This is a genomic window from Micromonospora sp. NPDC005220 (assembly GCF_040607895.1).
Lineage (GTDB): Bacteria > Actinomycetota > Actinomycetes > Mycobacteriales > Micromonosporaceae > Micromonospora.
On record NZ_JBEXHP010000037.1, the window covers coordinates 31600 to 51890 of the forward strand.

Annotated in this window: 19 protein-coding genes and 1 riboswitch; of the genes, 16 read left to right on the plus strand and 3 right to left on the minus strand. The window is 71.2% G+C overall.

The window, feature by feature from the left end:
• Window positions 1-298 precede the first annotated feature (298 nt).
• The 8 genes from infA to truA all read left to right on the plus strand — a co-directional run bounded on the left by infA (window position 299) and on the right by truA (window position 5119).
• Entirely contained in the window at window positions 299-520 is a 222-nt protein-coding gene (gene infA / locus ABZU52_RS16390; protein ID WP_007073013.1) for a translation initiation factor IF-1, read from the plus strand.
• Window positions 521-611: 91 nt separating this feature from the next.
• Window positions 612-725, plus strand: coding sequence for a 50S ribosomal protein L36 (rpmJ, locus tag ABZU52_RS16395; RefSeq protein ID WP_043965539.1), 114 nt, complete (start codon window positions 612-614; stop codon window positions 723-725).
• A gap of 266 nt (window positions 726-991) precedes the next feature.
• Complete coding sequence (gene rpsM, locus ABZU52_RS16400; protein ID WP_030329917.1) at window positions 992-1372, plus strand: 30S ribosomal protein S13; 381 nt, start codon at window positions 992-994, stop codon at window positions 1370-1372.
• A gap of 87 nt (window positions 1373-1459) precedes the next feature.
• Window positions 1460-1867 (plus strand): 30S ribosomal protein S11, encoded by a 408-nt coding sequence (rpsK, locus tag ABZU52_RS16405; RefSeq protein WP_030329919.1) that lies wholly within the window; start codon window positions 1460-1462, stop codon window positions 1865-1867.
• A gap of 13 nt (window positions 1868-1880) precedes the next feature.
• Window positions 1881-2507 carry a 30S ribosomal protein S4 gene (rpsD, locus tag ABZU52_RS16410; RefSeq protein ID WP_272613579.1) on the plus strand — a complete coding sequence of 209 codons (627 nt, stop codon included), beginning with the start codon at window positions 1881-1883 and terminating at the stop codon, window positions 2505-2507.
• A 99-nt stretch (window positions 2508-2606) separates the two neighbouring features.
• Entirely contained in the window at window positions 2607-3629 is a 1023-nt protein-coding gene (locus tag ABZU52_RS16415) for a DNA-directed RNA polymerase subunit alpha (protein WP_007465227.1), read from the plus strand.
• A 34-nt stretch (window positions 3630-3663) separates the two neighbouring features.
• Window positions 3664-4221, plus strand: a complete 558-nt coding sequence (rplQ, locus tag ABZU52_RS16420) for a 50S ribosomal protein L17 (RefSeq protein WP_354971851.1) — start codon at window positions 3664-3666, stop codon at window positions 4219-4221.
• A gap of 67 nt (window positions 4222-4288) precedes the next feature.
• Window positions 4289-5119, plus strand: coding sequence for a tRNA pseudouridine(38-40) synthase TruA (gene truA / locus ABZU52_RS16425; RefSeq protein WP_354971852.1), 831 nt, complete (start codon window positions 4289-4291; stop codon window positions 5117-5119).
• 12 nt (window positions 5120-5131) lie between these two features.
• On the opposite strand, the gene ABZU52_RS16430 is transcribed toward truA, so the two are convergent.
• Window positions 5132-6250 carry a hypothetical protein gene (locus tag ABZU52_RS16430; protein ID WP_354971853.1) on the minus strand — a complete coding sequence of 373 codons (1119 nt, stop codon included), beginning with the start codon at window positions 6248-6250 and terminating at the stop codon, window positions 5132-5134.
• A gap of 102 nt (window positions 6251-6352) precedes the next feature.
• Here ABZU52_RS16430 and ABZU52_RS16435 point away from each other — a divergent pair, with 102 nt between their 5' ends.
• The 3 genes from ABZU52_RS16435 to ABZU52_RS16445 are packed head-to-tail and all read left to right on the plus strand — an operon-like array spanning window position 6353 to window position 9679.
• Window positions 6353-6958, plus strand: coding sequence for a methyltransferase (locus ABZU52_RS16435; protein WP_354971854.1), 606 nt, complete (start codon window positions 6353-6355; stop codon window positions 6956-6958).
• 41 nt (window positions 6959-6999) lie between these two features.
• Complete coding sequence (locus ABZU52_RS16440) at window positions 7000-8679, plus strand: ATP-binding cassette domain-containing protein (protein ID WP_354971855.1); 1680 nt, start codon at window positions 7000-7002, stop codon at window positions 8677-8679.
• Window positions 8680-8716: 37 nt separating this feature from the next.
• Window positions 8717-9679, plus strand: a complete 963-nt coding sequence (locus ABZU52_RS16445) for an aldo/keto reductase (RefSeq protein ID WP_354971856.1) — start codon at window positions 8717-8719, stop codon at window positions 9677-9679.
• 65 nt (window positions 9680-9744) lie between these two features.
• Here ABZU52_RS16445 and ABZU52_RS16450 read toward each other — a convergent pair whose 3' ends face one another.
• Window positions 9745-10371, minus strand: a complete 627-nt coding sequence (locus ABZU52_RS16450; protein ID WP_354971857.1) for a hypothetical protein — start codon at window positions 10369-10371, stop codon at window positions 9745-9747.
• A gap of 71 nt (window positions 10372-10442) precedes the next feature.
• Window positions 10443-16274 (minus strand): ThuA domain-containing protein, encoded by a 5832-nt coding sequence (locus ABZU52_RS16455; protein WP_354971858.1) that lies wholly within the window; start codon window positions 16272-16274, stop codon window positions 10443-10445.
• A gap of 313 nt (window positions 16275-16587) precedes the next feature.
• A riboswitch (TPP riboswitch) is annotated at window positions 16588-16697 on the plus strand.
• On the opposite strand from ABZU52_RS16455, the gene thiE reads away from it, so the two are divergent.
• The 5 genes from thiE to ABZU52_RS16480 form a co-directional block, all read left to right on the plus strand.
• Entirely contained in the window at window positions 16692-17318 is a 627-nt protein-coding gene (gene thiE, locus ABZU52_RS16460; RefSeq protein WP_354971859.1) for a thiamine phosphate synthase, read from the plus strand. (Overlaps the previous riboswitch by 6 nt.)
• A complete protein-coding gene (gene thiO / locus ABZU52_RS16465; RefSeq protein ID WP_354971863.1) occupies window positions 17315-18529 on the plus strand; it encodes a glycine oxidase ThiO in 1215 nt (404 codons plus the stop codon). The genes thiE and thiO overlap by 4 nt, the downstream gene beginning before the upstream one ends.
• Window positions 18520-18720, plus strand: a complete 201-nt coding sequence (gene thiS / locus ABZU52_RS16470; RefSeq protein WP_354971860.1) for a sulfur carrier protein ThiS — start codon at window positions 18520-18522, stop codon at window positions 18718-18720. Before thiO ends, thiS begins: the two co-directional genes overlap by 10 nt.
• Window positions 18717-19496, plus strand: coding sequence for a thiazole synthase (locus tag ABZU52_RS16475; protein WP_354971861.1), 780 nt, complete (start codon window positions 18717-18719; stop codon window positions 19494-19496). The genes thiS and ABZU52_RS16475 overlap by 4 nt, the downstream gene beginning before the upstream one ends.
• 89 nt (window positions 19497-19585) lie before the next feature.
• Window positions 19586-20291 (plus strand): thiamine phosphate synthase (locus ABZU52_RS16480; protein ID WP_354971864.1); only part of this gene is annotated, 706 nt, incomplete at its 3' end.

Consider the following 20291-nt stretch of genomic DNA (forward strand, 5'->3'; position numbering starts at 1 on the left):
CGTGTCACTGTTCGTTCGTGCCCCGCCCGGCGGGTGCGGGGGCCCACACGTACGTTAACCACGGCGCTGGGGGTGGGGTGTTTGGGTTGCGGCGCGGGGTGGTGGGTGGTCGGTTTGGCGGGGGACCGCAGGCCGGCGTACACTTTCAGATCGGCGCACAGCGTCCACTCCGGCATGCCCACCCTGCGCTTCGGTGGGAGCTGGAGCCGCGGCTGGCGCGGGCTTCTGATTCTGATCAGATTTCCGTGTAAGACGTTGTGGGCCGCCCGGAGCAATCGACGTCAGGACAGCGGAGGACATGCCGAAAAAAGACGGAGCCATTGAGATCGAGGGTCGGGTCATCGAGCCCCTGCCGAACGCCATGTTCCGGGTGGAGCTCGCGAACGGCCACAAGGTGTTGGCTCACATCAGCGGCAAGATGCGGCAGCACTACATCCGCATCCTTCCGGAGGACCGGGTCGTCGTCGAACTTTCGCCGTACGACCTGACCCGCGGGCGCATCGTCTACCGCTACAAGTAGTCCTGACGACGACCGGGAAGTCCCGTGTCCGTCTTCGACGTCCGGTGTCGCGCAGAGCGCGTCCCCGGGCCAGATGGGAAGTAAGGCAACCGTGAAGGTCAAGCCGAGCGTCAAGAGGATCTGCAACAAGTGCCGGGTTATCCGCCGGCACGGCCGGGTCATGGTCATCTGCAGCGACCCGCGCCACAAGCAGCGCCAGGGCTGACTCAGCCCGTCCGGCCGGAGCACGGCCGGGTGGCGTTGGTCCAGGCAGATCCCCAGCGACACACACATCACACATGCTCGTCCCAGCCGCGAGCGGTACGCCAGACGTACCTCTGCGTGGCTGACCCCCGGTCGGAGGCCGGGGCCCGCTCGGGCAGCGACCGATCCCGGTCGCCGGCGCTCACCGCGTCGGAAAGACGGGACGGCCGGTAGCGGGGTGGGACGGGTCCACACCTCCGCCACACATCACGAGGAGTACGCCCGCACATGGCACGTCTAGTCGGCGTGGATCTCCCCCGCGAAAAGCGGTTGGAGATCGCGCTCACCTACATCTTCGGGGTCGGTCGCACCCGCGCCCTGGAGACACTCGCCGCCACCGGCATCTCGCCGGACAAGCGCGCTCGGGACCTCACGGACGAGGAGCTCGTGCAGCTCCGCGACCACATTGAGGGCAACTACAAGGTTGAAGGCGACCTGCGCCGCGAGGTCGCCGCTGACATCCGCCGCAAGGTTGAGATCGGCTGCTACGCCGGCATCCGGCACCGCCGGGGCCTGCCCGTGCGTGGCCAGCGGACCAAGACCAATGCCCGGACCCGCAAGGGCCCGAAGCGGACCGTCGCCGGCAAGAAGAAGCCCGGCAAGAAGTAGTTCTTAACCGGATGACGGGGTCGGCCGCCGCTGAGGGCGGGCAGGCCGCAACCCAATCCGGAAAGTCAACTAGGAGCGCACAGACTTATGCCACCGAAGGCTCGTGCCGGAGCCGCTGTAAAGAAGGTCCGGCGCAAGGAACGCAAGAACGTCGCCCACGGGCAGGCGCACATCAAGAGCACGTTCAACAACACCATCGTGTCCATCACGGACCCGACCGGTGCGGTCATCTCCTGGGCCTCCGCTGGCCAGGTCGGCTTCAAGGGCTCCCGCAAGTCGACTCCGTTCGCCGCGCAGCTGGCCGCCGAGGCTGCTGCGCGTCGCGCCATGGAGCACGGCATGCGCAAGGTCGACGTGTTCGTCAAGGGCCCCGGCTCCGGCCGGGAGACCGCCATCCGTTCGCTGCAGGCCGTGGGCCTCGAGGTCGGGCAGATCGCCGACGTCACCCCGCAGCCGCACAACGGATGCCGTCCGCCGAAGCGTCGCCGGGTCTGAGAGGTAGAGAGAGATGGCTCGTTACACCGGTGCAGACTGCCGCCGTTGCCGGCGGGAGAAGATGAAGCTGTTCCTCAAGGGCAGCAAGTGCGATGGTCCGAAGTGCCCGTTCGAGTCCCGGCCGTTCCCGCCCGGGCAGCACGGCCGCGGCCGCACCAAGGAGACGGAGTACCTGCTCCAGCTCCGTGAGAAGCAGAAGGCCCGCCGGGTTTACGGCGTGCTGGAGAAGCAGTTCCGCGGTTACTACGAGGAAGCCGTTGGCAAGCAGGCCAAGACCGGTGAGGTCCTCCTGCAGATCCTCGAGTCGCGGCTGGACAACGTCGTTTACCGGGCCGGCTACGCCCACTCGCGGGACATGGCCCGCCAGCTGGTCAAGCACGGTCACTTCACGGTGAACGGCAAGAAGGTCGACATCCCGTCGTACCGCGTCAAGGAGCACGACATCATCGAGGTTCGGGGCAAGAGCAAGGAGCTCACCCCGTTCGTCGTCGCGCAGGCCCAGGCCGGCTCGAGGACGGTTCCGGCGTGGCTTGAGGCCATCCCGAGCCAGATGAAGGTGCTCGTGCACTCCCTCCCGGCCCGGCAGGTCATCGACACGCAGGTCCAGGAGCAGTTGATCGTCGAGCTCTACTCCAAGTAGTCGGGCTCGTTGCGGTGGCCCGTCCTTCAAGGGCGGGCCACCGGAACAGTTTGTGTCGTGGGCGTCAAATAGCGGGCGCCCCGGAAGAGAAGAGAAAAGATGCTCATCAGCCAGCGACCCTCCCTCTCCGAGGAGTCGATCAACGAGACCCGGTCGCGGTTCGCCATCGAGCCGCTGGAGCCGGGCTTCGGCTACACCCTGGGCAACTCGCTGCGGCGCACGCTGCTGTCGTCGATCCCGGGCGCGGCCGTCACCTCGATCAAGATCGACGGTGTGCTGCACGAGTTCACCACGATCCCCGGTGTCAAGGAGGACGTGGTCGAGCTCGTCATGAACATCAAGGAGCTGTGCGTCAGCTCCGAGCACGACGAGCCGGTCAGCATGTACCTGCGTAAGCAGGGCCCGGGCGACGTCACCGCGGGCGACATCCAGCCGCCGGCCGGCGTCTCGGTGCACAACCCGGATCTCAAGCTCGCCACCCTGAACGGCAAGGGCCGGCTCGACATGGAGCTGACCGTCGAGCGGGGCCGGGGCTACGTGACGGCGGCGCAGAACAAGCAGTCCGGCGCCGAGATCGGCCGGATCCCGGTCGACTCGATCTACTCGCCGGTGCTCAAGGTGACGTACCGCGTCGAGGCGACCCGTGTCGAGCAGCGCACCGACTTCGACCGGCTGATCATCGACGTCGAGACCAAGCCGTCGATGGGCCCGCGTACCGCGCTGGCCTCCGCCGGTTCGACGCTGGTGGAGCTGTTCGGGTTGGCCCGGGAGCTGGACGAGACCGCCGAGGGCATCGACATCGGGCCGTCCCCGCAGGACGCCCAGCTGGCGGCGGACCTCGCTCTGCCGATCGAGGAGCTGGACCTCACCGTCCGCTCCTACAACTGCCTCAAGCGCGAGGGCATCAACTCCGTTGGTGAGCTCATCGGGCGTACCGAGGCCGACCTCCTCGACATTCGCAACTTCGGTCAGAAGTCGATCGACGAGGTCAAGATGAAGCTCGCCGGGATGGGTCTCGGGCTGAAGGACTCGGCTCCGAACTTCGACCCGGCGCACGTCGTGGACACCTTCGGCGAGGCCGACTACGACACCGACGACTACCGCGAGACCGAGCAGCTCTAGTCCGCGCTGCCGCCACAACTGAGGAGCACCAAAAATGCCCACGCCCACCAAGGGCCCCCGCCTCGGCGGCAGCCCCTCGCACGAGCGGCTGATGCTGGCCAACCTGGCGACCGCGCTGTTCCAGCACGGGAAGATCCAGACCACCGAGACGAAGGCCCGGCGGCTGCGCCCGCTGGCCGAGCAGCTCATCACCAAGGCCAAGCGCGGTGACCTCGCCTCGCGGCGGCGGGTGCTGGGTGTCGTCAAGGACAAGGACGTCGTCTACGCCCTGTTCGACCAGATCGCGCCCCGGTACTCCAACCGCCCCGGCGGTTACACCCGGATCGTGAAGACCGGTCCGCGCAAGGGTGACAACGCGCCGATGGCCATCATCGAGCTGGTGGAGGAGCTTCAGGTCGCCGAGCCCAAGGTGAACAAGAAGACCGCCGCCCGCAAGGCCGCGCAGCAGGACAAGGTCGAGGCGCTCGCCCCGGCCGACGAGGCCCCGCAGTCGGCTTCGGCCGACCAGGACTCCGAGGCGCCGGCGTCGGCGTCCGGTGACACCGCCGCCGCCCGCGAGGACAGCGACGAGGCCACCGAGAACAAGGCCTGATCCAGGGCATTGTCGGGCCCGGCACCCCATCGGGGTGCCGGGCCCGACCCGTAACAGGAGGTACGAGGTGGACGAGCGGATCCGGCTGCGGCTGGACGTCTCGTACGACGGCACCGACTTCTCCGGCTGGGCAGCCCAGCCGACCCGGCGCACCGTCGCGGGGGTGCTCGTCGAGACCCTGGACCTGGTGCTCGGGGCCGGTACGGCCACCGGGTTGACGGTGGCCGGACGGACCGACGCGGGGGTGCACGCCACCGGGCAGGTGTGCCACCTGGACCTGCCGGTGGAGGTGTGGCGACAGCACGAGGGGCGGCTGCTGCGTCGCCTGGCCCGGCTGCTCCCCACCGACGTGCGGGTACGGGCGATGACCGAGGTGCCGGCCGACTTCGACGCCCGGTTCTCGGCCACTTTCCGGCGCTACGAGTACCGGGTCACCGATGTGCCCTTCGGCGCGGAGCCGCTGCGCCGACACGAGGTGCTGGCCTGGCCGAAGCCGTTGGACCTGGTCGCGCTGAACGCCGCGGCGGCCGGGCTGGTGGGGGAGCACGACTTCGCCGCGTACTGCCGGCGCAAGGAGAACGCGACCACGCTGCGCGAGGTGACCCGGCTGGACTGGCGTCGCGACCCGGACGGCATCCTGGTCGCCACCGTGCAGGCCGACGCGTTCTGCCAGGCGATGGTGCGCAGCCTGGTGGGGGCCATGCTGGTGGCCGGGGACGGCCGCCGCCCGGTCGAGTGGCCGGGCACCCTGCTCGGCCAGCGGGAGCGGTCCAGTGAGGTGACAGTGGCACCTGCGCGCGGGCTGACCCTGGTCGCGGTCGGCTACCCGGCCGATCCGGCCGAGTACGCCCACCGCGCCACCCTCACCCGCCGGTTGCGGGTCCCGATCGAGGGGTGACCGCCCGCCGGGTCAGTCGCCCGGCAGGCTGTCGCCGCCGCCCTGGTTCGCGTTGCTGCCGGTCGGGGCCGCCGTTGGTTGTGCGGCGGTGCCACCGTCGGCCCGGCTCTGCAGCACACCCCGGCTGAGGTGCAGCTCGATCATGTCGAACATGATCTCGCGGACCTTGGCGTCACCCGCCTTGACCGCAGCTCCGTCCTTGCGGACCACCAGGGCGTACGCCAGGTAGTGGCCACGGACCTGCCAGCCGACCCGGGCCGGAGCGCTGGCCAGGACATCGGTGCCGTCGCCGTCGTCGCCGACGAGGCCACGGAAGCGGCCCTGCCGCTCGTCGAGCAGTTGCCGCAGCCGGTCCCGGGCTCGTTCCGCGCTGACCTTGTCGGTGAGGTTGAACAGGCCGGCGGTGACCAGGTGGCCGCCGTCAGGTGTGCTCAGCGTGGCCCGGACGACCTGGTTGCAGCCGAGCCGGATCAGCAGGTCGGCGACCTCGTCGGTGGCGGCGACGGCGCAGCTGCCGCTGGACTGCGTCTTGAGCACCTGGTATTTCGGCTGGCCGTTGGTGAGCTTCAGCTCCTTGCCGGGGAAGAGTTCCTTGGCGGTGAGCGGGGCCTGGTCGGTGTCGCGGGAGTCGAGGGCGAGCCGTTCCGCCGGTGCCGACGTCGGGGCGGCGTTCGGGTGGTACGTCGGGTTGCTCTGCGGCTGCTGCTCGTTGCGGTCGATGAGCACCGCGGCGGCACCGAGGCCGCAGAGGGCGAGCAGCACCAGGACGGCCGCGCCGCCGATCAACACCTGCCACAGTCGGCCGCTGCCGCGCCGGGCGGATGGCTCCGCCGGCGTCGCCGAGGTGTAGATCTGGTTGAGGGGTGGGGCCGGCGGGACGTCGGCCCGGGTCGGCACGGGCTGCGGCACGTTCGCCCGGGTCGGCACGGGCTGCGGCACGTCCGCACGAACCGGCACGGGCTGCGACGACGGCAGCGAGAGCTGGTTCGGCCGGGGCAGCGACGGGGTGGGGAAGCGTGACGGAGAGGGCCCGGCCGGCGGTGGCGGACCGGCGCCGAGCACCGGCAGGTCGGACCCGGGCTCCGGGTACTCCTCGAAAGCGTCCTCATCGGACTGGTACCGATACACCATGTCGCCCAGAGTAGGAGGCATTGTCCCTTTAGGGGGTAATATCGGGGAAATGTGTGCGTGGGCCGTGCCGGGTTCGCCGCAGGCCGGTGCGAGAATTGGCGGGTGACCGGCGACCACTACTTCACCGCTCAGCCCACCAGCGACGCCCCGGCGCGCGAGGTCGAGTTCTCCGTCGCCGACCGCGACTACCGGCTCGCCTCGGCCGGAGGGGTCTTCTCCGCCAGCCGGCTCGACCCGGGCACCGCGGTGCTGCTGCGCAAGGCCGAGCTGCCCGCCGCCGACACCACTGGCGACCTGCTCGACCTCGGCTGCGGGTTCGGGCCGATCACCTGCGTGCTGGCCGACCTCGCGCCCAGCAGCACCGTCTGGGCCGTCGACGTCAACGCCCGGGCCCGCGAGCTGACCGCCGCCAACGCGGCCCGGATCGGCGTCGCCGACCGGGTCCGGGTCAGCGCGCCGGACGACGTCCCGGACGGGATCCGCTTCGCCCAGCTCTGGTCGAACCCGCCCATCCGGATCGGCAAGGACGGGCTGCACGACCTGCTGCTGCGCTGGCTGCCCCGACTCGCCCCGGACGGCGTCGGCTGGTTGGTCGTCGCCCGGCACCTCGGCGGCGACTCGCTGCAACGGTGGCTCACCGAGCAGAGCTGGCAGGTCGAGCGGTACGCCAGCCAGAAGGGCTTCCGGGTGCTGCGCGTCACCCGGTAATTGGATGTACCCCCCGACCCTCGCTGGGGCAGGATCCCGGCGTGGGATACGTGGACGTGGCAGCGGTCGGGCACATCCTGCCCGACGGTCGGGAACTCTTCGCCGACGTGTCGTTCCGGGTCGGGGAGGGCAGCAAGGTCGCCCTGGTCGGGCCGAACGGCGCGGGAAAGACGACGCTGCTGAGGATGGTCGCGGGCGACCTGCCGGTGCGCAGCGGCGTCGTCGCGCGGGCCGGCGGGCTGGGCGTGATGCGCCAGTTCATCGGCATGATCGGCGACGAGTCCACCCTCGCCGACCTGGCGTTGTCGCTGGCCCCGCCGGTGCTGCGGGACGCCGGCCGGCGGCTCGGGGAGACCGAGGCGGCCATGCGGGCGGCCGAGGCCCACGGCAAGTTCAGCAACGCCGCGGGCAAGGCCCAGCTGGCGTACGCCGATGCGCTCGGCGCCTGGGGCGAAGCCGGCGGGTACGACGCCGAGGTGCTCTTCGACACCGTAGCGACCATCGTGCTCGGCCAGCCCTGGGACGCCGTGCGGGACCGGCCGGTGCGTACCCTTTCCGGCGGCCAGCAGAAGCGCTTCGCCCTGGAGTTGCTGCTGCGCGGCCCGGACGAGGTGCTGCTGCTCGACGAACCGGACAACTTCCTCGACGTGCCCGGCAAGCGCTGGCTGGAGGCGCGGCTGCGCGAGTCGACGAAGTCGGTGCTCTACGTCTCACACGACCGGGAGCTGCTGGCCCAGAGCGCCGATCGGGTGGTTGCCGTCGAGGGGGGCAGCGCCTGGGTGCACCCGGGCGGCTTCGCCAGTTGGCACTCTGCCCGGGTGGCTCGGCACGCCCGCCTCGACGAGCTGCGCCGGCGCTGGGACGAGGAGCACCAGAAGCTGCGCGAGCTGATGCTGATGTACAAGCAGAAGGCCGCGTACAACGACGGGTTGGCCTCGCGCTACCAGGCCGCGCAGACCCGGTTGCGCAAGTTCGAGGAGGCCGGGCCGCCGCCCGTACCGCCGAAGGACCAGGACATCCGGATGCGGCTCAGCGGCGGGCGGACCGGCAAGCGCGCGGTCGTCTGCGAGCAGCTGGAGCTGGACGGCCTGACCTTCCCCTTCGACCTGGAGATCTGGTACGGCGATCGGGTGGCGGTGCTCGGTGCCAACGGCACCGGCAAGTCGCACTTCCTGCGGCTGCTGGCCCGCGGCGGCACCGACCCGGACCCGACGAACGGGCCGGTCGACGGGGCGGGGGCGCTCGCTCCGGTGGCGCACGACGGTATGGCCCGACTGGGCGCCCGGGTGCGTCCCGGGCACTTCTCCCAGACCCACGACCGGCCGGAGCTGATGTCGAAGACGCTTGTCGAAATCCTCTGGCGGGGTGACGAGCACCGCACCGGGATGGACCGGCACGCGGCGATGGGTGTGCTCAGTCGCTACGAGCTGGCCGCGCAGGGCGACCAGCGCTTCGGCACGCTCTCCGGTGGGCAGCAGGCCCGGTTCCTGGTGCTGCTGCTGGAGTTGTCCGGGGCGACCCTGCTGCTGCTCGACGAGCCAACCGACAACCTCGACCTGGCCAGCGCCGAAGCGCTCGAAGCGGGCCTGAACGCCTTCGAGGGGACGGTGATCGCGGTCACCCACGACCGCTGGTTCACCCGCTCCTTCGACCGGTTCGTGCTGTTCCGAGGTGACAGCGAGGTGGTGGAGACCCCGGAACCGGTCTGGGACGTGGGCTGAGCGGTCGCCGGGCGGGGGTGCGCCCGGCGGGCATAGGGTGGATCTCGTGACAGAGATGACCTATCGCCGGCTGGGCGACTCCGGGCTCGTGGTGTCCGTGGTCGGCATCGGCTGCAACAACTTCGGCCGCAAGCTCGACCTCGACGGCACCCGGGCGGTGGTGGACGCGGCACTGGACGCCGGGATCACCCTGTTCGACACCGCCGACATCTACGGCGAGCCGCAGGGCAGCTCCGAGGAGCTGCTCGGGCAGGCGCTCAAGGGCCGCCGGGACGACGTGGTGGTGGCCACCAAGTTCGGCATGGACATGAACGGCCTCAACGGGCCGGACTTCGGGGCCCGCGGTTCGCGGCGCTACATCGCCCGCGCGGTGGAGGCGTCGCTGCGCCGGCTCGGCACCGACCACATCGACCTGTACCAGATGCACGAGCCCGACCCGGGCACGCCGATCGACGAGACGCTCGCCGCCCTGGACGACCTGGTCCGTGACGGCAAGGTGCGCTACCTGGGCAACTCCAACTTCGCCGGCTGGCAGATCGCCGACGCGGACTGGGTCGCCTCGTCCAACGGTCGGTCCCGCTTCATCAGCGCGCAGAACCACTACAGCCTGCTGGAGCGCTCGGCGGAGGCCGAGGTGATTCCGGCGTGTGAGCGGTTCGGCCTCGGCATGCTGCCGTTCTTCCCGCTCGCCAACGGTCTGCTCACCGGCAAGTACAAGCGCGAGGCCCAGCCGCCGGCCGGCAGCCGGCTCTCCGGCGGTGGCCGGTACGCGGAGCGGCTCGCCGCGGCCGACTGGGACACCATCGAGGCGATCGAGGCGTACGCGGCCGAGCGGGGTCTGACGATGCTCCAGGTGGCGATCGGCGGGCTGGCCGCCCAGCCGGCGGTGACCTCGGTGATCGCCGGTGCCACCACGCCCGAGCAGGTGCGCGCCAACGCCGCCGCCGGCACCTGGGAGCCCAGCGACGAGGACCTGGCGGCGCTGCGCGCCATCCTCTGAGCCGAACGACAACCGGGCCGGGCCACTCGTCGCGGCCCGACCCGGTTCGGTGAAGCGTTGGTTGATCAGTCGGTGCGGCGGCGGCCGAACAGCATGGCCACCCCCATCGCCGCGGCGACGAGGACGAGACCGGCCGCCGCGAACGGCCACCAGCCGGCGCTCGCCCCGCCTGCTCCGTCCGCTGGCTTGGTCACCGCGACCGGCTCGGGCGCCGGTGGTGACTGTGCCGCCTTCGCCTGCACCGTGGCGGTGGCCTCGCTCTGGAGTGGAGCGGGGGACTTCACCGTCACCTTCCACGTGCCGGCCGAGAGCACCGGGCCGCTGCTGTAGAAGCCGTGCCCCTCAGGCTGCGGGTCCAGCTGCACCGGCCCGATCCGCTGCCCGTCCGGGCCGGTGGCGGTGAGGACCAACCGCACCACCTGCTCCAGCCGGCGGCCGTCGGGGTGGGTGGCCTGGATGGTGACGCCCTCGGCCCCGTCGCCGGCCACCGTGAGTTTGAGCTTGTCGGCCTGAGCGGCCTGCGCCGCCTGGGCGGCCTCAGCGACCTGGGCGGCCTCAGCGACCTGGGCGGCCTCAGCGACCTGGGTGGCCTCAGCGACCTGGGCGGCTTGAGCCGCCGCCGGGGCGGCGGCGAACAGGGTCAGGGCCAGTCCGACGAACACGGCGGCCAGCACCTTGCGGATACCCGTCACGGATATCTCCTCACTACCGATGAGGGAGGCCCCTCCCCGACGCCGCAGCGCCGGGGAGGGGCCTCGTCGGATCAGAGCTGGCGACCGGGTGCCAGCCGGGTGGCGTCGCCACCAAGCCGCCCGGTGCCCTTGACCGAGTCGCCGCCGTTCGCCTTGACCCCGGCCTTGCTGGCCGCGCCGCCGAGCCGAACGATCATGGCGTCGGCGTCCCGGATCAGGACGTCCCGAACCTCCGCCTCAGGCACCAGCGTGGCGTCGGAGGCGAGCGTCCGGAACGCGGTCAGCTGCCGTACGGCCACCTTGTCGTCGCCGGCCGCCTCGGACGCACGGACAGCGTCGAGCTTGTTCGACAGCTGCCTGTGCGCCTTGGTCGAGAGCCGCCCCGTCGCCTTGAACCGGTCCAGCAGACCCTGCATGTCCCGAAACGAGGTGGTGACGAAGAACCGGACCGTCGAGGTGGTCTTGTTGCCCGCCTTGTCGGTCGCGGTCACGGTCAGCTCGTGCAGGCCCAGCGACAGGTCGTACATGGCCTGCAGAGTGCCGCTGGCGTACGCCTGGCCGTCGAGCTGGCCGACCACGCTGGCGATGCCCGAGGTCGGGTCCACGGCCTGCCAGGACACGCGTACGTCCTGGCTGTCACCGTAGAGCTGGCCGTCGGCGATACCGGAGACCAGCAGCGTCGGCTTGGTGCCGTCGATCTTCAGGATCGCCGACTTGAGCGTCTCGACGTTGCCCGCCTTGTCGGTGGAGCGGTACAGCAGCTCGTGCTGCCCGTCACCGGTCACTGCGACCGGCGCCGTGTACGGCGTCCACGCGCCGCCGTCCAGCGACCACTCGACCGACTTGACACCGGAACCGGCGTCGGTCGAGGCGAGCACCACCGGGATCGTCCCGTTGTGCCAGCCCGCGTCGTTCGCCGGAGCGAACGTCGCCGTGGTGACCGGTGCGGTGGCGTCGATCTTGACCGTGACGGTCTTGGTCGACTCCACGTTGCCGGCCTTGTCGGTCGAGCGGAACCGCAGCTCGTGCTCGCCGTCACCGCTGATCGCCACCGGTGCGGTGTAGGCCGTCCAGGTGGTGGACCCGTCCAGCTGGTACTCGGTGCTGGCGAGTCCGCTACCGCCGGCCTCGTCGGCGGCGGTCAGGGTGACCGTCACCGGGCCGGTGTACCACCCGTCGGTGGGGGTGCCGGACACCGCCGCGGTGGTGACCGGCGCCTTCTCGTCGGCCACCTTCGTGCTCAGGCGGAAGTAGTCGAACGAGGCGGTCTTCGACGCCGTCTGGTTGGCGCCGAGGGTGAACAGTCCGACCTTCGGGGTGGCCCCGACCGCGCTGTTGGTCAGCGCCGTCAACGCGGTCCAGGTCGTCCCGTCGGCCGAGTACGACGCGGTGAACGTGTTGCCGACGCGGGCCAGCCGCAGGTGCCACACCGCCGAGGTCAGGTTCGTCACCTCGGGCTGCGGGTTCTGCACCACCCCGGCGATCTCGCTGCGGAACTCGATCCGCCGCGTCACCGCCGAGCCGGCCTGGTTGTCCGCGATGAAGTCGAACTTCAGGTAGTTGTCGTCGTCGGCCTGCACGAGCAGACCGGCCTGCTGGTACTGCTCGTTCAGCAGGCTGCCGTCGACCTTGGTCTCCAGGGTCCAGTCGCCCGAGGGCGCGGTCTGGAGGATGAAGTTCTTCGGCCCGGTGTTGTCGGTGCCGTAGATGTCACCGTTGGGCACGTCGATCCGCAGCGCGCCACCGGTCACCCGGTAACCCGTCGGGTCCTCCCGCAGGATCGCGTTCCACCGGCACTTGTCCAGCGTGCTGCCGGTGAACTCGTCCGACGGCTCGACCGGGCCGGCCGGGGCGTCCGGCGTGACCTGGAACGAGTCGAACGCGGCGTCGACAACCGGTGCCTCGGTGCCTCCGTTGAGCGCGAAGACCCCGATGCGCGGGTTGGTGATGCCGGCGAGCGCCGCCGAACGGCCGGCCGGGGTGAAGGTCTGACCGTCACCCGAGAAGGAGGCGGTCAGGTTCGTGCCGTCGCTGGCGATCCGCAGGTACACGGTGTCACCCGCCGGTGCGGCGGCGCTGTCGGCGCTCTCGTTGCGCGGAGTACCGGCGGTCTCCCGGATGAACTCCACCCGACGACTGCCGTTGTAGAGCAGGTCCACCTTGGCGTAGTTGTCGTCGTCGCCGTACACCAGCAGGCCAGCCTGCTGGTAGTTGGCCGTCACCGGCAGGGTCACCTTCGTGGTGATCTGCCAGGCGCCGGTCGGCGCCGGCTGGAGCACCAGGTTGGTGGCGTCGTTGCGGGCGCCGTAGAGGTCACCGACCCCGGTCGGCAGCCGCAGCGCGCCGCCGCTGAGCGAGTAGAGCTGGTTCTCCCGGACCACGCTGGTCCACCGGCCCTTGTCGAGGGTGGAGCCGTTGAAGTCGTCCGAACGCGCCCCGAGGCAGGACGTGTCCGGAGCGTTCACCCGCACCGGGACGGTGGCGTACGACTTGGCGCCCTTGCTGTCGGTCACCGTGAGGGTGGCCGTGAAGGTGCCCGGGCTGGTGTAGGTGTGGCTGGCGTCCACTGTGGTCGCCGTGCCCCCGTCACCGAAGTCCCAGGCGTACGTCAGCGGGGTGTTCCCCTCGGCGTCGGTGGCCGTGCCGTCGAACGCCACGGTGACCGGTGCGGTGCCGGTGGCCGGGGTGGCCGTGGCGCTGACCACCGGCGGCGCGTTCTCGGTGACGCCCCGACCGATGAAGTCCATCCAGTTGACGTTGAACAGCGACCCCGTGCCGCCGTTCGGGTCGCGGGCCACGAAGAACAGCGAACCGCTCGCGGCGCCGGTGACCGGCGCGCTCACGTCCGTGTACGTCTGCCACGCGCCCGTCGCCGGCACGGTGGCCGTGGCGACCACCGGTCCGTCGACAGCGCCCGCCCGGACCTCGATGCGTCCGCCTGCGGCGGCCGAGGCGGCCCGGAACCGGATCTCGGTGATGTTGGTCAGGTCCGCCGGAGCGACAGACCACCAGTCGCCGTCCTCGATGAAGCCGATGTTCTGGCCGCCACCGGCGGTGTCGGCGCCTGCCTCACGCTGCACGCCGGGGTCCCCGCCGCCGGTGCTCACCGGGGTGCGCCCGGTGGCGGTGAAGTACTCGGCCTGCTTCTGCTTCGGCTGGAGGATCTCGATGGCCCGGCCGGTGAGAGCGCCGGAACCGCCGTTGCCGCCCTTGTCGGTGTAGGTGGCCTCGAAGACCGCGAAGACGTTCGCCTCGGCGCCGTGCCCGGAGGCGAGCGACGTCTGGACGGTGCCCGTGCAGCCGGTGTGCTGCTCCAGCGGGTGGGCGTGCTCGTCGTGGCCGAGCAGCACCTGGAGGTTCACCCGGTCGCAGTCGATGGTCCCGTCCTCCGGGTCGGTCACCTTGACCGTGTAACGGACCTGGTCACCCCAGTTGAAGAAGCCACCGTCCGGCGGGAACTCGATGGTCACCGTCGGCGCGGTGTTGCCAACGGTGACCGGCACGTTGGCCACCGCGGTCCGGCCCTTGGGGTTGGTGACGGTGAGCTGTGCGGTGTAGTTGCCCGCCGTGGCGTAGGTGTGCGTCGGGTTGGCCTCGGTGGAGGTCTGCCCGTCGCCGAACGTCCAGGCGTAGGTGAGCGTGCCACCGTCCGGGTCGCGGGACCCGGCGCTGGAGAAGGTGACAGTCAACGGCGCCGGACCCGAGGTCGGGTTGGCGGACGCCGCAGCGATCGGCGCGCGGTCACCGGCGGTGTAGTCGATCCGGTAGACGCCCGAGTTGTCGTTGTTGCCGCCGAAGCCGCTGCCCCACTCGATCAGGTAGAGCGCGCCGTCCGGGCCGAACTCGAAGTCCATCGGCCGGATCATGCTCATCCCGGTGAGCAGCTGGTTGATGTCCACCAGCGACTTGCCGTCCGGGGTGAGCTGCATCGTGTACATCTTCGACTGGTTCCACTCGCCGAGCAGCGCCTTGCCGTCGTAGTACGCCGGCCACTTGCGGGTCGAGTTGAGGTTGGCGTCGTAGCGGTAGACCGGGCCGCCCATCGGGGCGCCACCGCCGCCGATCTCCGGGTAGCGCGCGTCACCGGCGTACCCGTAGTCGACTGTCGCCGGGACGACCAGCGGGAGGTTGGTGAGGCCGGTGTTGTTTGGCGAGTTGTTCACCGGCGCCGCGCAGTCGAACTTCGGACCGCTCGGGCCGGACGGGAACGTGTAGTCGTTGTACGCCTCGTTGGTCCCGGTGCAGTACGGCCAGCCGTAGTTGCCGGGGGTCACGATGTTCCACTCGACCAGGCCGCGGGGGCCCCGGTTCGGGTTGTCCGCGTTGGCGTCCGGTCCGTAGTCCGCGACGTACAGCGTCTTGGTCTTCGGGTCGGTGCCGATCCGGAAGGGGTTACGGAAGCCCATCGCGAAGATCTCGGGACGGGTTTTCGCGGTGCCCGCGGGGAAGAGGTTGCCCGCCGGGACGGTGTACGACCCGTCGTCCTCCGGGTGGATGCGGATCACCTTGCCGCGCAGGTCGTTCGTGTTGGCGGAGGTGCGCTGCGCGTCGTAGTCCTGGCGGCCCGACCGCTCGTCGATCGGCGTGTACGCGTTCGACTCGAACGGGTTGGTGTTGTCACCGGTGGCCAGGTAGAGGTTGCCATCGCTGTCGAAGGTCATGCTGCCGCCGGCGTGGCAGCAGGTGTTGCGCTGGGTGTCGACCCGTAGCACCTGCTTCTCGCTGGCCAGGTTGATGGTGTCGCCGGTCACCGTGAAGCGGGACAGCAGGTTGCGGGCGACCCCGTCGTTCGGGGCGTAGTACAGGTACACCCACTTGTTGGTGGCGAAGTCCGGGTCGAGCCGGATGCCGATCAGGCCGTCCTCGTTGCCGGTGAAGACGTCCAGGTCGACGGCGGTGACGGTGTTGCCGGTGTCCGGCTTGATGATCTGCACCCGACCGTCGCGCTCGATGTAGAAGACCCGCCCGTCGGGGGCGATGTCCAGCTCCATCGGGTTGCTGGTGTTGCTGTCCAGGGCGACCTTCTCGAAGTTCGAGGTCTTCGAGGCGCCGCAGTCGGCGTCCTCGACGCCCGCCGCGGTGCGGATGCCGCCGAGCAGGTGGGAGAGGAACCCTGGCTCGGCGTACGACTCCCGGGTGTGCCCACCACCGGTGTACCAGGAGCGGCCACCGTCGAAGTCCTGACACCAGGCGATCGGGTGGTCCGCACCCATCGCGCCGGCACCGGCCGTGTAGCTCTTCTCGTCCAGGCTGGCCAGCACGTGCACGTCCGGCCGGGGGTTGGTCTGGTAGTTGTACCACTCGTCGAACCGGGACCAGCGGTCCGGCAGTTCGGCAGTGGACGGATGGGCGTGGTCCTCCACCTTGACCGTTGCCTGCTGGTTCTGCGGGTGGTTGGCGAAGTACGCGCCGACCAGGTCGCCGTACCAGGCCCAGCTGTACTCGGTGTCCGACGCGGCGTGGATGCCGACGTAACCGCCGCCGGCCTTCACGTACCGCTCGAACGCCGCCTGCTGGTCGGCGTTGAGCACGTCGCCGGTGGTGGAGAGCCAGATAACCGCCTTGTACTTCGCCAGGTTGGCGTCGTTGAAGGCGGCGCCGTCCTCGGTGTTGTCAGCGGTGAATCCGTTGGCGGCGCCGAGTTGCTGGATGGCGGCGATGCCGGTGGGGATGGAGTCGTGCCGGAAGCCGGCGGTCTTGGAGAAGATCAGGACGGAGAAGGGATCGGCTGCGGCCTTTGGCGCCTTGGGCGCCACCTGGCTGACCGGGGCTGCGGCTTTCGCATCCCGTGGGGGGACCTGGGCGGCCGCCTGCGCGGGCGTGCCGAACAGGGTGGTCGAGGCCATGGCCAGGGAGATCAGGGTTGCGGTGATGGGTACGCGGGCACGACGAGAACGGGACACGCCGCCTCCTGTGTCGTAGTTGACAGGGCTCGCGGGAGTCGGCTCGCCGAAGGCCGTCCCTGATGGAGCCGGTGGTCACACCGTGCCAGGGTGTCCCCACCGACATTTTGTCGAATCGCTGAACAAATTAATTCTGCTGGCTCGATGTCGGGCAAGATGCAGGCGGGTAACGGTTCTGCAACGGCGGGCGACATTCCGAACAGGACCGTATGAAGTGCCCCATGGATCTCGCTCGTTCTGGCGCGGCCCGGCCCGCCGGCCACCGCCGACCCCGTGCCTTGGCAGACCGAGGGATCTGTCGTACGGTGACACGCAAGTAACCCACGGGAGCCCGGTGTACCGGGCTGAGAGGGGGGCTGACAGCCCCCGACCGTCGAACCTGATCCGGGTAATGCCGGCGCAGGGAGGAGCGTTGCCGTGCCGTCCCTGGGGCGATTGCATCTCATCACCGACACCCGACCCGGTCGCGACCCACTCGCCGTGGTGCGCGCCGCCCTCACCGTGGCCCACGCCGACCTGGTGGTGCAGGTCCGGGTCGAGGATTCCGCCACCGACCGCGAGGCGTACGAGCTGACCCGGCGGGTGCTGGCGCTCTGCGCGCCGTACCGGGCGACCTGCCTGGTCAACGACCGGTTGCACGTGGCGCTGGCGGTGGGCGCCGCCGGTGGGCACGTCGGCGCCGACGACCTGCCGGTCACCGCCGCCCGCCGGGTGCTCGGCCCCACCGGCGTGCTGGGCGCCACCGCCCGCGCGCCGGGGACGGCGAGCGAGGCCGTCGCGGCCGGCGCCAGCTACCTGGGCGTCGGGCCGTGCCACGCCACCAGCACCAAGACCGGCCTGCCGGACCCCATCGGGCCCGCCGGGGTACGCGCCGTCGTCGACGCCGTCGACGTCCCGGTCATCGCGATCGGGGGAGTGACCGCCGCTCGGGTGCCGGCGCTGCGGGCCGCCGGGGCGTACGGGGTGGCGGTGGTCGGTGCCGTCTCCACCGCCGCCGACCCGGCCCGCGCCACCGCCGAGCTGATCGAGGCCCTGACGTGCTGACCGGCCGGTCCCCGTCAGCGCCGTCGAGCGACCGGGTCCGGCCGGACGTGGCAGTGGTGGGGGCGGGGCCGATCGGGTTGGCGATCGCCTGGCGGTGCGCCGTGCGAGGGCTGCGGGTGCAGGTGCACGATCCGGCACCCGGCTCGGGGGCGTCGGCGGTGGCCGCCGGCATGCTCTCCCCGGTCGCCGAGGCGTACTTCGGCGAGCGGCAGCTGACCGGGTTGCTGCTGGCGTCCGCCGCCCGCTGGCCCGCGTTCGCCGCCGAGCTGACCGAGGCGACCGGAGTCGAGATCGGCTACCGGACCGAGGGCACCCTGATGGTCGGGCTCACCGGCGACGACCTGGCCGAGGCGCGCCGGCTGTGGGCGTACCAGCAGGGGTTGGGTCTGCCCGTGACGCCGCTGCGACCCAGCGAGCTGCGCGACCGCGAACCGGCGCTCGCCCCACGGGTGCGCGGCGGCGCGCTCGCGCCCACCGACCACCAGGTCGACCCCCGCCTGCTGGTGCCGGCGTTGCGCACGGCCGCGCAGCGGGCCGGCGCGGTGCTCGTGCCGCAGCCGGTCCGACGGCTGTCCGATGTGGACGCCAAGGTCGTCGTCGTCGCCGCCGGCTGCGGGGCCGCCGCGCTCACCGGCCTGCCGGTGCGGCCGGTGAAGGGCCAGATCCTCCGGCTCCGCGCGCCCGACGGCGTCGCGCCGGGCTTCCGGCACGTGATCCGGGGGTACGCCGACAGCGAGCCCGTCTACCTGGTGCCCCGCGCCGACGGTGAGGTAGTGCTCGGCGCGACGGTCGAGGAGCGCGCGGACACCACTGTCACGGCCGGCGCGGTGCAGCGGCTACTGCGCGCCGGGGTCGACCTGCTACCCGAGCTGGCCGAGTACGACCTGGTCGAGGCGGTCGCCGGGCTGCGTCCGGGCACCCCGGACAACGCGCCGATCCTCGGACCGCTGGCCGACCGGCCGGGCGTGCTGGCCGCCACCGGGCACCACCGGCACGGCATCGTGCTCACCCCGATCACCGCCGACCTGATCGCCGATCTGGTGCTCGGCGGCGTAGCCGACCCGCTGCTCGCGCCCTTCCGAGCCGATCGCTTCGGCAGTGCCGGGTTGGGCGGACCTGAACCGCTGCTCGCGCCCTTCCGAGCCGACCGCTTCGGTGGTGCCGGCCTGGGCGGACCTGAACCGACGACGGAGGGGGACCGGTGGAGTTGACGGTGAACGGGACCGGGCGCAGCGTCGCCGCTGGCGCGTCCGTGGCGGACCTGGTCCGCGACGTCGTGGCGCACCCGCGTGGGGTGGCCGTCGCGGTCAACGGTGAGGTGGTGCCCCGGGCCGGCTGGCCGGAACGGGCGCTGCGCGACGGTGACCGGGTCGAGGTGCTCACCGCGGCGCAGGGCGGGTGAGCGGCGTGCCGTTCCAGCTGGCTGGGGAGACCTTCACCTCACGGCTGATCCTCGGCACCGGTGGCGCCGCGAACCTGCACGTGTTGGAGCAGGCGATCCGGGCCTCCGGCACCGAGCTGGTCACAGTGGCGCTGCGCCGGGTGGGCACCGCGCCGGGCTCCACCGGCGGGCTGCTGGAGCTGCTGGACCGGTGCGGCGTACGCCTGCTGCCGAACACCGCCGGCTGCCACACCGCGACCGAGGCGGTGAAGGTGGCCCGGTTGGCCCGGGACGCGTTCGACACCGACTGGGTCAAGCTGGAGGTGATCGGCGACGAGCGGACGCTCCTGCCCGACGGGGTGGAGCTGCTCCGCGCCGCCGAGGAGTTGGTCGCCGACGGTTTCACAGTGCTGCCGTACACCAGCGACGACCCGGTGTTGGCCCGCCGCCTCGCCGACGTGGGCTGTGCCGCGGTGATGCCGGCCGGCTCGCCGATCGGTTCGGGGCTCGGCATCGGCAACCCGCACCACATTCGACTGATCCGGCAGGGTGTGGACGTGCCGGTGATCCTCGACGCCGGCATCGGCACCGCGTCCGACGCGGCGCTCGCTATGGAGCTGGGTTGCGACGGGGTGCTGCTGGCCAGCGCGGTCACCCGGGCGGCCGACCCGGTGGCGATGGCCACGGCAATGCGGTACGCGGTCGAGGCGGGCCGACTGGCCGCCGGTGCCGGCCGGATCGAGCGTCGATTCCACGCGCTAGCCTCCACCCCCGACGAGGGAAGACCCGAGCTGTGACCCCGCCGTCCGGGCGCGCCCCCTCAGCACCCCACCCGGCAGCAGATCTTGGAAGCAATCTGCCCCTGGAGGGGCCCATTCCTTCCAAGATCCCGTTGGGGGTTGTTGTTCTCACCGACCGGCTGGTCGCGCGCGGCGGGCTTGAGCGGGTGGTGGCGGGGGCCGTGGCCGGGGGAGTGCGTTGGGTGGTGCTGCGGGAGAAGGACCTGCCGCGCGCCGACCGTGCCGCCCTCGCCGCCGACCTGCGGGCGATCCTCACCGACGTCGGCGGGACCCTCATCGTGGCCGGGCCCGACCCGCTCGGCGGCGACGCCGTGCACCTGCCCGCCGCCGGCCCGTACCCACCGCCAACCCACCCGCTGGTCGGCCGCTCCTGCCACCACCACACCGAGCTGAACCGCCTGACCACCGAGCACTACGCCACCATCTCCCCGGTCTGGCCAACCAGAACAAAACCGGGTTACGGCCCACCCCTGGAGGTCGCGGGGCTGCGCAGCCTGGTCGAGGTCAGCAACGTTCCCGTGCTGGCACTGGGCGGAGTGGAGACCCCAGAACAGGTAACCGCCTGCGTCCAAGCAGGAGCCGCAGGAGTAGCAGTGCTGGGCGCACTAATGCGAGCCCAAGACCCCACCGAAACAGCCACCACCCTCACCAGCGCCTATGCAGAGGCGGTCACCCCTGAGCGGACCCAAACCCGGCGCGGGGTCACCCAGGTCCCCAGGTCAGGGCTGCGGCCGACCGTGCCCACGCAGGGATCAAGCCTGACCGACCGTGCCCACTCCGGGCGGTCAGGCT

Excerpts from the sequence above, each read along its gene's own strand:
- infA (WP_007073013.1), top strand. The coding sequence starts at position 299 with ATGCCGAAAAAAGACGGAGCCATTGAGATCGAGGGTCGGGTCATCGAG.
- rpsM (WP_030329917.1), top strand. The coding sequence starts at position 992 with ATGGCACGTCTAGTCGGCGTGGATCTCCCCCGCGAAAAGCGGTTGGAG.
- rpsK (WP_030329919.1), top strand. The coding sequence starts at position 1,460 with ATGCCACCGAAGGCTCGTGCCGGAGCCGCTGTAAAGAAGGTCCGGCGC.
- rpsD (WP_272613579.1), top strand. The coding sequence starts at position 1,881 with ATGGCTCGTTACACCGGTGCAGACTGCCGCCGTTGCCGGCGGGAGAAG.
- ABZU52_RS16415 (WP_007465227.1), top strand. The coding sequence starts at position 2,607 with ATGCTCATCAGCCAGCGACCCTCCCTCTCCGAGGAGTCGATCAACGAG.
- rplQ (WP_354971851.1), top strand. The coding sequence starts at position 3,664 with ATGCCCACGCCCACCAAGGGCCCCCGCCTCGGCGGCAGCCCCTCGCAC.
- ABZU52_RS16430 (WP_354971853.1), bottom strand. The coding sequence starts at position 6,250 with ATGGTGTATCGGTACCAGTCCGATGAGGACGCTTTCGAGGAGTACCCG.